Origin of the sequence: Peptostreptococcus faecalis (genome assembly GCF_900240845.1) — a bacterium.
Lineage (GTDB): Bacteria > Bacillota > Clostridia > Peptostreptococcales > Peptostreptococcaceae > Peptostreptococcus > Peptostreptococcus faecalis.
Genome location: NZ_OERU01000004.1, coordinates 17,271 through 30,514, shown reverse-complemented (window position 1 = coordinate 30,514; position 13,244 = coordinate 17,271). Strand labels below are relative to the sequence as shown.

Here is a 13,244-nt window from a genome sequence, read left to right as displayed (position 1 = left end):
TTGTGAAAGTGGCTGAGTAAAATACCTTACATACATCATAAACGCTACTATTACCCCGAAACTTATTTTATCGTTTAGAGCTAACATTCCTCCGACAACGCAGACAGCTACGTATCCAAAGTTACCAATAAACATCATTATCGGCATCATCAAACCAGATAAACACTGTGACTTAAATGCACTATCTCTAAGTTTTTCATTTAGAGTCGAGAAAGTTTTCTCAGCATCGGCTTCTCCATTGTATGCCTTCACAACGTTGTGACCAGTATATATTTCTTCTATATGTCCGTTAATTTCACCCAAGTGTTTTTGCTGTCTTGTAAAGTATTTTTGACTCCTTCTCATTATGGCAAACATCATTACAAAACCTATTAAAACTGATACTATCGCTGTCAATGTCATTGTTCCACTAGTCTTTAACATCATAAATAGCGATCCTAAAAACAACACTGCAGATGATACTAGATTTCCTATACTCTGATTTAAAGATTGGCTAATAGTATCTACATCATTAGTTACTCTAGATAAAACATCTCCTGTCGTTGTTCTATCATAAAATGACATAGGAAGTTTGTTTATCTTCTTTGAAATATCATAGCGCAATGCTTTTGATATTTTTTGAGTAATAGTTGCCATTATCCAGCCTTGAAGAGTAGACAATATGTAGCTAAGGGCATATAAAATTATAAGCAAAAATCCTATTCCAAAGACTTTATCCATATCCACTGATGATTTTACTAGACCGTATATAGACTTTGGTAGCTTGTCCATGGCTGCCATTGTATCTTCAGTGTCTTTCATATTTAAATTCGAGAATATATCCATCATTTTCATCTGATCTTTGCTAGAAATTAAAACTCCATCTATTTTAAAATCTTTATACAAAGTTTCCTTTGCAGCCTCAGGCAATTTATTTATAGACTTAATCATTGATTTTTCATCTTTTTTATCCATTTTTTCCAATGATTTAAGTACTTGAACCTGTTCCTTGCCAGAGAGTTCTACTCCATTCACTTCAATTTTACTAAATAAAATATCCAACACGCCATCTGGTAAAGACATCAGTTTTTCACTGGCTTCCTTACTATTTGAAGAAGCACTCATCTCTTTTATCGCATCTTGTAGAGATTTTTTTTCTTCAGCTGAAATGCTTTCTGATGTCATAATCTTACTCATATTAGCACTCATAGCTTCTTTATCAGACATATTTTTATTTATTTTTTCTATTAAAGCTGGCATATTATCCGAAAAATTTGTAGAAATTTCTTTTGATATTTCTTTGAATTTTTCTATATCCGGCTTAACTCCCTCTGTAACGGTATCCGTCATCTCTGATAATTTATCTGGACCAACTAATGTAAATACAGTTCCTGAAATAGCACATATAATAGCAACTATTACAATCGCTATATATTTTTTCGAATACGCTATCATTTTTCCCCAAGTTCCAGAAGATTTTTTTGTTTTATTTTTTTCCATTAGCTTAATTCCTCCTTTGAAAGCTGAGAAAGTGCTATCTGCTGATAAACTGTGGAAGTTTTCATCAAGTCTTCATGCTTTCCACTTCCAACAATTTTACCCTCATCTAAGACTATTATCTTATCCGCATCTCTAATCGTACCTATTCTTTGTGCAACAATTAATTTAGTTGCATCCTTGCATTCTTTGTTCAATGATTCTCTCAACATTCTATCTGTTTTATAGTCAAGAGCTGAGAAAGAATCGTCAAATATCAATATTTCTGGTCTACGTGCAATCGCTCTGGCAATAGAAATTCTCTGTTTCTGCCCACCGGAAAGATTCGCTCCTCCCTGTGAAATACGCGCATCATAAGTATCTTCCATACCTTCTACAAATTCAGTTGCTTGTGCTATAGACACTGCATCTTTAAGATTTTCATCACTTGCTTTTGATTTACCATTATATCCATAATCTACATTTGATCTAATAGTCCCAGTAAATAAAGTCGCTTTTTGAGAAACATACCCTATTTTATTTCTCAATGCTTCTTGTGTATACTCTCTAACATCCATTCCTTCTACTAATACTTGACCACTAGTAGCGTCATAAAAACGAGGAACTAGATTTACAACTGTACTCTTTCCACATCCAGTAGATCCTATAAATGCTATCGTTTCACCCTTTTTAGCTGTAAAAGAAATACTTTCTAACACATCATCTTCAGCATCTGGGTATCTAAAATATACATCTCTAAATTCTATTTCCCCTACTTTGTCAGATAATCCTTCCGTTTCTTTTCCATCTATAATTGATAATTTCTGACTTAGCACTTCTAATATACGATTTGCAGCTACAGATGCACGAGGTAATATCACAAAAATCATTACCAACATCATAAATGCCATTACAATCTGAATAGCATATTGAGAAAATACCATCATGTCTGAGAATAAATTTATTTTTCCAACCATATTGCTTCTATCTATAAGAACAGCACCAATCCAAAATATCGATAGTGAAAGTCCACTTAGAATCATTTGGATACTAGGCATAAGAAATGACATTGTACGCATAGTGAACAAGTGTGTTTTTGTAAGTTCATCATTTACTACTTCAAATTTGTCCTCTTGATATTTTTCAGCGTTATATGCTCTTACCACTCTAATACCACTCAAATTTTCACGAGTAACCCTATTTAAATCATCTGTTAAACTTTGTAATTTTTTAAACTTAGGAGAAGCTAAAAGAATACATATTCCAACTATAATCAATAGAACTACTACAGAAATACCTGTAGAAAGACTCCAATGCCAATCCTTACCCGCAATTTTAAATATTGCCCATGTAGCCATGATAGGCGCTTTTATCAACATTTGTAGTCCTAAAACTATCAACATCTGAACCTGCGTCACGTCATTAGTAGAACGAGTAATTAAACTAGGTGTTGAAAAATATCCAATTTCTCCCATAGAAAAAGACTGTATTTTTTCAAATAATATGCGCCTTAAATCCGCACTAAAATCACTCGCTATTCTTGAAGCCGCTATAGCAGTCACTATTGAAGCCAGCAAACTTCCAAAAGCACATAAAATCATTTTTCCACCAGCACTCAAAATATCTGACATCGTGCTTCCTTCTGTCTGAACTAGAACAGTTATTTTTGACATATAATCTGGCATTGTCAAATCCAACCATACCTGAACTACTATAAAAAACAAAGTGAAAAATACTAGTCCCCACTCTTTTTTCGAAAAATATTTAAATATTTTAATCATATAAACTACCTTACTTCCTTTCTATATTTAATTTTTTTTGTTTAATATTTGTTTTTATTAATATATACATTAAGTTTCATTAGTTACTCCTCTCATAAAAAAATACCTTACTGCATTTGTTAAGCACTATTTCTTGACATTAGCTTTTTCATTATCTATAATATTTTACAACTAGTGTTGTTTAATTCCAATCATCAAAAAGTAATTATCGTGGTTTAAGCAACTTTTTTTTAAAAAGGTTGCTTTTTTAGGAGGAAATATGGACTTAAGAGTTATTAAAACAAAAAAATTGATTAAAGAGAGCTTTCTTCAGTTAAGAAAAAAAGAGCCTCTAGAAAAAATAAAAGTCACAGAAATATGTAAAATTGCATTAATTAATAAGACTACTTTTTATAAACATTATCGCGATATATTTGACCTGTCAGAAGAGCTTGAAAAAGAAGCCTTTGAAAATTTTTGGAATAGTTTTGAAGAAAAGGATTGCCTGCTTTCCGATCCTTATAGATTTACCTTGGGTATACCAAGAGCTTTAAACAAGCATGGAATTTTACTTCACCAACTATTTCACGATAGATTTGAAGCCTTTTCAAACAAGCTGGAAATTTTACTAAAAGAGTACTATTTCAAACCAAATCAAAGTCCTGAAGAAGATATCAGGCAAACATTTATTATCAACGGTGCTATACATACCCTTAAAGAGATGAAATTATCACGCAAATACGATGATATTATTTTAGCAGAGTCTATTTCTTCGCTAATAGAATCATTAAGAAATCCACCCAGTGTAAAGTAAACCCTATAGTTTAATATGATTTATGTATTAGATTTTATAGAAAATTTTTATGCACTATTTTGAACTTTCAGTAATTTTTTTGAACTTTCAACAACTTTAAATTTTCATCAACGATTTTAATTATATAGCCATATAAATACTTTTAATTATACATATATAAAAAGAAGCATAGTATCCTATGCTTCTTTTTGTTATTTAAAATATTTTAATTATTATTCTGGTTTTATCATTTTTGATCTTCTTGCATAATATATTGGAAGTCCTAATAAAGTAACTCCTATACCTATTAATGATTGATCTGGATTTGTTACTATCTGATTAATAACAACAAATAATCCCCCTAAAATTGCCAGTATTGGAACTACTGGATAGAAAGGAACCTTGTAAGGTCTTTCTAATTCAGGCTGTCTTTTTCTAAGTAGCATAACTGAAATGAATGTTAATATATAGAATATCCATATAGTTGTTACAGCTATATTAGTTAAAAAGTCAAATTTTCCTGAAAGAGCAAATATACAAGATATAACTGTTACCAATACAGTAGATGCTGCAGGTGTTCCATTTTTAGTTGTAGAACCAAGGATTTCTGAAAATGGAAGAGATTTTGTCTGAGCAAGAGCATATGGCTGTCTTGATGCAGAGAATAAGTTTGCTCCAACGCATCCAAATGCAGATATCAATATACCAATTGTAACTAACGTTCCACCAAAGCTTCCTAATAAAGCATTTGCTACATCTGCTGCAGGAGCTTCAGATTTCATCATAACATCTGCTGGAAGTACGAATAAGTAAGCTACGTTAATCACTACATACACAAATATGATTACTATAAGACCTAGTATAAGAGCTTTTGGTAAATCCTTACCTGGATTTTTCATTTCTCCAGCTATTGCTCCACCATCTATCCAACCTTGGTATGCAAAAAGTGTAGCTAATACACCACCTGCAATTATGCTTGTTACATTAGCACCTTCGTTTACAAATGGACTTAAGTTTGCTGCACCGTTTCCTACCTTAGGACCATATATCAATCCCGCTACTATAATTACAGCTAACGGTATTAATTTTACAACACCAGAAATTACTTGCATTGCGTTTCCAGCTTTTACTGAAATAGAGTTAACAACAGATAAAAATATTATTGTTGCTAATGTTAAAGGCATTGAAAATTTCATATCTATCCCCATCATACCTACTGCAGTATGAGAGAATATTACAGCAATCGCCGCTATTGTAGCTGGGAAAAATACTATTGTTTGACACCAACCTACTAAAAATGCCAATACATCTCCAAATCCAGCTCTAACCCACTCTACCATTCCACCTGTCTTAGGTATAGCTGCTGATATTTCAGCTGCAGTAAGTGCTCCTAGCATTGAAAGAATACCTCCCAACACCCAAATAAGAATACCAATACCAGCTGCACCCTCTGTTATTGTATAAATTGCGTGCGGCTTGAAAAATACTCCCGAACCTATTACTAGCCCAATTACCAAAGTAAGAGCTGAAAAGAATCCAAGATTTTTTTCCAATCCTTTTGAGTTATTACTCATTGTTTGTTCCTCCTAAAATATTATAATTATATATACTCACACTTAATAATTTTTCCTAAGTATCATCAAATGTGTTGTATGACTAAAATATTATATCACATTTTTACTTTAATTTTATATGACTTTTTTAAAAAACACTTTAAATTAAAAGTTATTTCAAAGCTCGGTTTCCTAGGTCGAACTCTCTTTTAATTTACTCGTTTAAAACACTTTATTTCTTTTCTATTCGCTTTTTAACACAACTAGTGCCAATAACAGTGAGCGACGTCTGATTAAGTCAGACACATAGCTTAGAATCGCATCATATTATTGACACTAATTATTATTTTACAATATTATTAATTTTTTTATTTATTATACTTCTTTTGCAAATTCATTTAACCATGCTCTTTCTTCATCAGTAAGATGTGGTCCAATTAGTTCACGCACTTTTTCATGGTAGTTGTTAAGGTCTTTCTTGTCTTCTTCACTTAACATATCTACTTTTATAGCGTCCATATCAAACGGTACAAATGTAATTGGTTCAAATTCCATAAATTGACCATAATCATTAAGTTCCATTTTCTTTGTAAGTAATTCATTTTCTAATCTTATACCATGAGATCCTGCTATATAAAGACCTGGTTCATTAGTAACTATCATACCTTCTTCAAAAGGAATTGTTTCATTTTTTCTATACTGCCATCTAATTCCCGCTGAAGTTTCATGGATATTTCCAAGATATCCTACACCGTGACCAGTTCCATGATTGTAGTTCATCGCTCTATCCCACAATGGCTGTCTAGCTAGAATATCTAAATTCACACCTGTACAACCATACATGAATTTTGCCTTAGTCAATCTAAGATTAGACTGCAATACTAAAGTATAATCTACTTTCATGTGATCTGGAATTTCACCGATTGCTGTAGTTCTTGTAATATCAGTTGAGCCTTGCATAAATCCTGCACCAGTATCTGTTAAGAATAGGTTTCCCTCTTCTAGAGATACATTTGTTTCTTCACTTGAAGAATAGTGAGGGTTTGCTGCATGAGCTGCATAAGCAGATATTGGTCCAAAACTTGGACAAATAAAATCACCTTGTTCAGCTCTAAGTTCTTCTAATTTATCAGATGCAGACATTTCTGTTTCCTGAGCTATCTTTCCTTCTTTTACAAGCTTTTTAATCCAGTAAATAAACTTAGTATGAGCAACACCATCTTTGATGTGTGCATGCTTTATATTTTTTATTTCTGTTTCATTTTTCATTGCCTTCATCATTATAGTAGGGTTCATTTTTTCTACTAATTCTACCCCACTTGGTATGTTTTTGTACATTGCATAGTTCAGTCTATCTGGGTCAATTAATATTTTTCCACTAATAGTCTTCACGTCTTCGTAAATATCATTGTAAGACTTAATTTCTACATTATCTGCAGCAAGCTTTGATTTTATATCATCATTAAACTTTCTTTCATCTACATATAAAACTACTTTATCTTTATATACTATAGAATAAGAAAGAAGCATTGGGAAATACTCAACATCTCTTCCTCTCAAGTTTAATAACCAACCAGTATCATCAAGTGTAGTAATGATATGAGCATCAGCACCTACTTTTTCCATTTCAGCTCTAACTCTTGAAATTTTACTAGCTGCACTTTCTCCGCTGAAAGATTCTTCTAAATAAAATGCTGGTTCTTCTGAAAGTGGAGGTCTATCTGCCCAAACTTCATCGATTAAATCTAAGTTATACATAACCTTACCATTTTTAGATGATATTATGCTTTCAAAGCCTACACCATCTCCAAAAGGAACTGATCTTCCATCAAATCCTAATACGGCTCCGCTTCCTAGTTCTGATTCAAGGAATTCATTTATTGAAGGAACCCCTTCTACGCCCATTTTGTATAGCTCTACACCAGAACCCTCAAGCTGAGATTCTGCCTGTAAGAAATATCTTCCGTCAGTCCACAATCCTGCTTTATCTTTTAAGATTAGTGCTGTTCCAGCAGAACCTGTAAAACCTGTTATAAAAACTCTCTCTTTAAAATGTTCTCCTACATATTCACTGTTGTGATAATCTGCTGTAGGAACAAGATAAGCATCTATTCCCTTTTGTTGCATTAATTCTCTTAGTTTTAAAACTCTTTCAGAAACCTTCATAATATATTCAGTGATTCACTATTAGGTCCTCACATCCTCCTATCTACATTAATTGTGATTATTTTTTAATTAACTTTTTAGAACAATTTTTTAAACTCATCAGTTGCTCTTACAAGAGAATCTATTATTTCTGGTTCTCCTGATGAATGCCCTGATATAGTTATATCTAAATTACAATTATTCAATTTTTTACTAAGTAAATATGCTCCGATTACTCTACAGTCCATATCATATCTACCATGAGCAATATGAGTAGGTATATCCTTTATTATGTCACTTTCATCTAAAATATAATTCATGTTATCTCTGAACATATTATTCATCCAGAAATGACACTCAATAGTTGCCATTGATATAGCATAATCTTCATCACCAAAATCTTCTACAAGTTCATCATTTGGAAGAAGTGTAACTATGCTTCCTTCCCACATACTCCAAGCTTTTGCAGCTTCAACTCTAGTAGCTCTATCATCACTAGTAAGTCTCTTATAGTATGCAGTTACTAAATCGTTTCTTTCTTCTTCAGGAATCACGCCGATAAAGTTTTCCCACTTATCAGGGAAAATATTAGAAGCTCCACCCTCTTGATAAATCCAGTCTATATCCTCTTGTCTTCCTAGGAATATTCCTCTTAAAACAAGACCTACTGTCTTTTCAGGATGTTGCAATGCGTAACTAAGAGCTAAAGTAGAACCCCAACTTCCACCAAAAACTAGCCACTTTTCTATGCCTAATTTTTCTCTTATTTTTTCCATATCAGATATTATGCTATCTGTATCATTATTGTGCAGACTTGCATGAGGCGTACTCTTTCCAGAGCCTCTCTGGTCAAACAATATAATTCTATAAAACTCTGGATCAAAAAACTGTCTACAAGAAGGTGCCGTTCCACATCCTGGTCCGCCATGTAAAAATACTACCGGTTTTCCATTTGGATTACCTGACTCCTCATAATATATCGAATGAACATCGTCAACTTTAATAAAATCAGTAAAGTTGGCTTCAATTTCTGGATAAAGCGTTCTTAACTCTCTCATAGTACATTCTCCTTTAAATTTTTTGCAGTTACCACGTAGACATTGTGTCTACATACTGTTTTTTATCATAAATTGCTCGATAAACCACCCTATTAAAAATTATATCATAAGCAATAAAATAAATAAACAAAAAAAAATACCGTGAAAACAAAGACAATTTATTCTTAACTTATATAATTTAGTATTTATATTTTAAATTATTACCATAATACTTTAATTCTTTTATTTTGTTTTAAACATTTGAATTTTCTCTCTATAGTGATATAATTGAGTTATGTGCTGTATTTTTTGCAGCTATTGTAATAATAATGATATTAATTTTATATGGGAGGGTTAATCAACCATGAAACAAAACAGAGTAAGTCAAGTTTTAAAGCAAATGAAAGAGGATAATATTCCTCAAATTTTAGTAAGTGATCCACTTTCTATATTTTATCTAACTGGACTTTTCCTAAATCCAGGAGAAAGATTATTCACTCTATACCTAAATGTAGATGGAAATCACAAACTATTCGTAAATGCTCTATTCCCAATAGAACAGGATCTAGGTGTGGAAAAGGTTATTTTCTCTGATACAGATGATTCTATTGAAATACTATCTAGATACATAGATAAGAGTGCACCTTTAGGAGTAGATAAAAACTGGCCAGCAAGATTCCTTTTAGCACTAATGGATCTAAACGCTGCTACTAAGTTTGTAAACGCTTCTTACATAATAGATTTAATGAGAATGTTTAAAGATGAAGAGGAAATCGATCTTATGAGAAAATCTTCAATCTTAAATGATAAGGCTTGTGAAACAATAATAGGAAGAATTTCTGCTGATAAGACTGAAAAGCAAATAGCAAGTGAATTAATAAACCTTTATGAAGAAATGGGTGCAGAAGGATTATCTTTTGATCCAATTATAGGAATGGCTGCAAACGGAGCTAATCCTCATGGAGAACCAGGAGATAGAAAACCAAACCCTGGTGATGCTATAATAGTTGATATGGGTTGTAAAAAAGATATGTATTGTTCAGATATGACTAGAACAGTATTCTGGAAAGAAGTAAGTGAAAAGGGAAGAGAAGTATTTGAAATCGTTCTTGAAGCAAATAAGAGAGGTATTGCAGCTTCTAAGCCAGGTGCTAGATTCTGTGATATAGATGCAGCTTGTAGAGATTATATCACTGAAATGGGATATGGAGAATACTTTACTCATAGAACTGGTCATCATATCGGATTAGAAGATCATGATTATGGTGATGTATCTTCAATAAATACTGATGTTGCTAAACCAGGTATGATATTCTCTATCGAACCAGGAATTTACCTTCCAGGAGAATTTGGAGTAAGAGTAGAAGACTTAGTATTAATCACTGAAGATGGATGCGAAGTGTTAAACAAATACGACAAAGAATTAATGGTAATCGGAAACGACTAATCTAAAAACATAATACTAAAATAAAATTCAGGTGGGTAATGTTAAACATTGTCCGCCTGAATTTTATTATAAACTATAGTCTCATAAATCAATGATTTTTTCATAAAATAGTCTTCCTGTTTATCTGGAAGATTAGTATTTACAAACAAAGAGCTGTACTAAAATATTAGGACAGCTCTTTCATATATTACTTATTTTATTATTTTTTTTTATTAAGCTTCTTTGCTTTCACTTTCATCTTCATCAGCTAGCAATTTACCTAAAGGCTTGTTCATAAAGAACATGATCGCTGCTACCACAAATGATACTATCGCGAAAGTTACAAATATTGTGTATATACCAAGACTTTCAACAAATCCCTGAGTATATCCGTTTATCTTTGTTGCAAAGAAAGTAGCGATTGTCCAAACACCCATCAATAGTGATAAGTATTTCTTTGGAGCGTATTTACTTACAAATGAGTTTCCAAGTGGAGAGAAACAAATTTCACCCAATGTCAACACAAACCCAAATCCAAATAGCCATAATACACTTATCTTAGCAGATTCTGGCGCACCTACACCTCTTGTAGTTTCCATAGCTATAAGCACAAGATATGCTAATCCTAAGAATACGAATGCCAAAGTAACCTTTTGGAACATAGTTAAGTCACCTTGTGGTCTCTCAGATAACTTAGTCCAAAGTTTAGCCGCAGCTAAAGCTAAGATTACACAAAGTAAACCATTCCATGTAGTAGTAACATGACCTGGTGAGAATTCAAATCCAGCAACCTTCATATCAACAAACTTAGACATATAAATTGTAAGTGCTATATCTTGTTGATAGTAGAATAACCAGAATATAATTGATACAAATGAGATGAATACGATTGCAGCAACTCTCTTCTTCTCAGTCTTTGTAAGAGGTGCAAGGTTCTTCTTTTCTTTCTTGCTTTCGCCTTCTTCTTTTCCAATTACATTTCCATTTACATCAGTTAAGTACTTGAAAGGTTTCTTTCCCTGTCCTTGTAGTAGACCATAACATGCAGTAAAGAATATACCACCTATAATAACTAATACTCCGCATAGTAAAAATACTGGTCTAAATCCAAGAACATCTCCTTGTTTCCAAGTGTTTAGATAAAGGAATCCTGATATAGCTGAACCGAACATAGCACCAACGTTTACAAACGCATACTGAATTGAAAACGCTGAGTCAAGCTTAGTTGGATCATCAAATAGTCTTCCCATAAGAGCAGCTAGGTTACCCTTAAATAAACCTGTTCCTATAGCAACTATAGCAATCATCAAGTTGATAGACCCTACACCAGTTGCCTTCCATCCAAACATATAACCGATTCCCATCAGTATACAACCTATTGTAACAGCATATCTAGACCCCAACCAGTGGTCACACACATAACCTCCAATTACTGGCGCTATATATGTAAACGCAGTAAAGTTCGATGCAATTACAGCCGCTTCAGTAGCATTTATTCCTAATCCACCTTCATTAACTGCTGTGATTAGGAAAAGGATTAAAAACGGTTTGCTTCCATAAAAAGCGAATCTCTCGAATGTGTAAGTCAAACAAGAAACATAAAAACCAATTGGGTATCTATTACCCTTGCTAACGTTTGTAGCTTCCATTATAAAATACCTCCTATAAAATTTTTTATTATATTATAAAATAAGTAAAATAAAAATACCTACAATGTAAAGTTTATATTCTAATTAAGTTTTAGTCAAGCTATTTTAATTGAGTTTTTTAGAATTTTTTTATAATTTCTTTTATTCTATCTTTTTCTCTTTTTCTTATTTTTTTTATTCTTATTCATGATTGCACTTACTTTTTCATCTATCATTTCATTTTTAGCATCTTCTTGCCTAATTTTATCACGTTCTTTCTTTTTAACTACAAAAATCAAGACAATATACATAGCTGTAAAGAAAATAGAAAAAGCTGCTGCCAATCTAAATCCCGAATTATCAATGGTTTTTCCAAATCCATAATATGCATACGCACATCCCAATAGACTAGAGAGTGCTAAAATTAAAGTATTTTTTTTTAATTCTACTAAATATTTCATTTTTTTTAAAGCTGCTAGCGCAGCCTAACCTCCTAAATTCCATATAATTAATTTTGAGTTTATCGTTTTCATATTCAACAAATATCAAATACCTTTGATACTGCTACTTCCATTTTTATAAATAAAAATTTCAGTCAATAAAATATGTGATTCTCGAGATAACACAACTTATATTATACATCATTCATGAGTTAATTATAATACTATATTATCTTTTTCATTAATTTTCTATGATGCATATTTACATTTAAAAGGGTGTATCATTTTACATACACGTTTAAATGCCATGCAAAGTGATACACGCCTTCCTTCTCTAATTTTATTAATATGCTTCTTTTTCTTGATTCTTATTAATGATCTCTTTTACCTTCATTATTCTTACAATAGAACTTCTATCATTTTCCTCTAACTTCATCCTTATATAGTCTATAGTTTCTTCTAGCTGAGGAATAGTCATATACTCTAATGCATTTACTCTTCTTCTTGTCTTTTCTATTTCATCAGCCATCAGTTGACAGGCTTTTTCTACTTCTGCAAGCCTCAACAAGTCCGGTAAAGCATTGTAAAGCTTTCTAACTGCATCATCCAACTCTGAAGATGTTCCATGAAAACCATAAGGGAAGATAGATGTCTCGTCACCTTCATTGCTTCTTTTAAAGTCCATTACAGGAACATATACACTCATCAAATTCTTTTTCTGTATATCTAGTTGTATACTTTCTTTTGGAATTAATAAAGCCTCTTCTAGCATTTCAGCTGAATTCATCGCTCTAGCTATCAAAAAATCTTCAAGTGAATCAGTCATCTCCAATTCAACTTGCTCTCTAAGTTTTTTATTTTCTTTAATCATAGCTATAAATCTTCTCATCAACTCATCTTGCTTGTCTTTTAATAGCTTATGACCTCTAACAGAAGTCGCTAGTCGTGCTTTCAGCCTTGTCAGCTCCATCCTAGTAGGATTCACGTTTAGTTTAGCCATATTTCAG

9 protein-coding genes and 1 pseudogene are annotated in these 13,244 nt (G+C 32.3%); 2 read left to right on the top strand and 8 right to left on the bottom strand.

What is annotated here, in order from left to right:
- Positions 1 to 18: 18 nt before the first annotated feature.
- Together C0982_RS10985 and C0982_RS07365 are read right to left on the bottom strand one after the other, a co-directional pair.
- Positions 19 to 720, bottom strand: a pseudogene (locus C0982_RS10985) (ABC transporter permease); the annotation flags it as partial.
- A 758-nt stretch (positions 721 to 1,478) separates the two neighbouring features.
- A complete protein-coding gene (locus C0982_RS07365; RefSeq protein ID WP_101773589.1) occupies positions 1,479 to 3,236 on the bottom strand; it encodes an ABC transporter ATP-binding protein in 1,758 nt (585 codons plus the stop codon).
- A gap of 259 nt (positions 3,237 to 3,495) precedes the next feature.
- Here C0982_RS07365 and C0982_RS07360 point away from each other — a divergent pair, with 259 nt between their 5' ends.
- Complete coding sequence (locus tag C0982_RS07360) at positions 3,496 to 4,029, top strand: TetR/AcrR family transcriptional regulator (RefSeq protein ID WP_101773588.1); 534 nt, start codon at positions 3,496 to 3,498, stop codon at positions 4,027 to 4,029.
- A 212-nt stretch (positions 4,030 to 4,241) separates the two neighbouring features.
- Here the strand turns inward: C0982_RS07360 and C0982_RS07355 are convergent, their stop codons facing one another.
- From C0982_RS07355 to pip, 3 genes are all read right to left on the bottom strand, one after another.
- Positions 4,242 to 5,582: an APC family permease gene (locus tag C0982_RS07355; RefSeq protein WP_101773587.1), complete on the bottom strand. Its 1,341-nt coding sequence runs from the start codon at positions 5,580 to 5,582 to the stop codon at positions 4,242 to 4,244.
- 354 nt (positions 5,583 to 5,936) lie between these two features.
- A complete protein-coding gene (locus C0982_RS07350; RefSeq protein ID WP_101773586.1) occupies positions 5,937 to 7,727 on the bottom strand; it encodes an aminopeptidase P family N-terminal domain-containing protein in 1,791 nt (596 codons plus the stop codon).
- Positions 7,728 to 7,804: 77 nt separating this feature from the next.
- On the bottom strand, positions 7,805 to 8,764 hold the full coding sequence (gene pip / locus C0982_RS07345) for a prolyl aminopeptidase (RefSeq protein WP_101773585.1): 960 nt from the start codon (positions 8,762 to 8,764) through the stop codon (positions 7,805 to 7,807).
- A gap of 343 nt (positions 8,765 to 9,107) precedes the next feature.
- On the opposite strand from pip, the gene C0982_RS07340 reads away from it, so the two are divergent.
- Positions 9,108 to 10,190 (top strand): M24 family metallopeptidase, encoded by a 1,083-nt coding sequence (locus C0982_RS07340; protein WP_101773584.1) that lies wholly within the window; start codon positions 9,108 to 9,110, stop codon positions 10,188 to 10,190.
- Between the two features lie 212 nt (positions 10,191 to 10,402).
- On the opposite strand, the gene C0982_RS07335 is transcribed toward C0982_RS07340, so the two are convergent.
- The 3 genes from C0982_RS07335 to C0982_RS07325 all read right to left on the bottom strand — a co-directional run bounded on the left by C0982_RS07335 (position 10,403) and on the right by C0982_RS07325 (position 13,237).
- Entirely contained in the window at positions 10,403 to 11,818 is a 1,416-nt protein-coding gene (locus tag C0982_RS07335; protein WP_101773583.1) for a peptide MFS transporter, read from the bottom strand.
- A gap of 146 nt (positions 11,819 to 11,964) precedes the next feature.
- Complete coding sequence (locus tag C0982_RS07330; RefSeq protein WP_101773582.1) at positions 11,965 to 12,258, bottom strand: hypothetical protein; 294 nt, start codon at positions 12,256 to 12,258, stop codon at positions 11,965 to 11,967.
- A 322-nt stretch (positions 12,259 to 12,580) separates the two neighbouring features.
- Positions 12,581 to 13,237: a V-type ATP synthase subunit D gene (locus tag C0982_RS07325; RefSeq protein ID WP_101773581.1), complete on the bottom strand. Its 657-nt coding sequence runs from the start codon at positions 13,235 to 13,237 to the stop codon at positions 12,581 to 12,583.
- Positions 13,238 to 13,244: the final 7 nt, after the last annotated feature.

Bases quoted from the DNA above. Each gene is read 5' to 3' on its own strand.
- C0982_RS07325 (WP_101773581.1), bottom strand. From the start codon at position 13,237: ATGGCTAAACTAAACGTGAATCCTACTAGGATGGAGCTGACAAGGCTG.
- C0982_RS07355 (WP_101773587.1), bottom strand. From the start codon at position 5,582: ATGAGTAATAACTCAAAAGGATTGGAAAAAAATCTTGGATTCTTTTCA.
- C0982_RS07360 (WP_101773588.1), top strand. From the start codon at position 3,496: ATGGACTTAAGAGTTATTAAAACAAAAAAATTGATTAAAGAGAGCTTT.
- C0982_RS07350 (WP_101773586.1), bottom strand. From the start codon at position 7,727: ATGAAGGTTTCTGAAAGAGTTTTAAAACTAAGAGAATTAATGCAACAA.
- C0982_RS07330 (WP_101773582.1), bottom strand. From the start codon at position 12,258: ATGAAATATTTAGTAGAATTAAAAAAAAATACTTTAATTTTAGCACTC.
- C0982_RS07335 (WP_101773583.1), bottom strand. From the start codon at position 11,818: ATGGAAGCTACAAACGTTAGCAAGGGTAATAGATACCCAATTGGTTTT.
- pip (WP_101773585.1), bottom strand. From the start codon at position 8,764: ATGAGAGAGTTAAGAACGCTTTATCCAGAAATTGAAGCCAACTTTACT.
- C0982_RS07365 (WP_101773589.1), bottom strand. From the start codon at position 3,236: ATGATTAAAATATTTAAATATTTTTCGAAAAAAGAGTGGGGACTAGTA.
- C0982_RS07340 (WP_101773584.1), top strand. From the start codon at position 9,108: ATGAAACAAAACAGAGTAAGTCAAGTTTTAAAGCAAATGAAAGAGGAT.